Genomic DNA, 708 nt, shown 5'->3' on the forward strand with positions numbered 1-708 from the left:
CGGTTCCAGTTTGAACAAGACCTTGAGGACCAGTAGATTCCGCTGGTGTTGCAGTTGGTGTTACTGGGGTTACGGTTGGTGTGTAAGTTGCAGAGGCTTTGGTTCCGTTCTTATCTTCGAGAACAACCGTCACTGCTGGAGCAGTTCCAGTAAATGATTTCTCAGGTACAAATGTAACTGTTCCATCGGCTGCTACTGTGTATGTACCAACGCCATCAACTGTCTTAGTCGTTGAGCCATCTTCAAATGTTGCTGGAACGTCATCGTTCATTGGTACTCGGCTGTCGCCTTCAGTAAATTCAGGCTTACCTGTTTGAGTTTGACCTTGCTTACCTGTTGATGTTGTTGGTTCAGCTGTTGGGGTTACTGGGGTTACTGTTGGTGTATAAGTTGCTGTAACTGGAGTACCGTTCTTATCAACACGTTTAACCGTTACGCCTGTACCTTCTCCTGTAAATGATTTCTCTGGTACAAAGGTTACAGTTCCGTCTGGAGCAACTGTGTAAGTTCCTTCGCCTGGAATGGTCTTCGTAGTTGATCCATCTTCAAAGGTTGCTGGAACATCATCATCCATTGGGATTGCAGGGTTACCAGATGTGAAGCTTGGTGTACCTGTTTGAGTTTTACCTTGGATATCTGTAGATGTTGCAGGGTCAGCAGTTGGTACAACCGGAGTAATCTTAGGTGTGTAGGTTGTTTCAGCTGGAG

Annotated in this window: 1 pseudogene; it reads right to left on the bottom strand. The window is 45.9% G+C overall.

Annotation, left to right across the window (positions count from 1 at the left end):
* Positions 1–708: pseudogene (locus tag HMPREF2795_RS08485) on the bottom strand (fibronectin-binding protein); the annotation flags it as partial.

The sequence above is a fragment of the Streptococcus sp. HMSC056C01 genome, from assembly GCF_001811305.1.
Taxonomy (GTDB): Bacteria; Bacillota; Bacilli; order Lactobacillales; family Streptococcaceae; genus Streptococcus.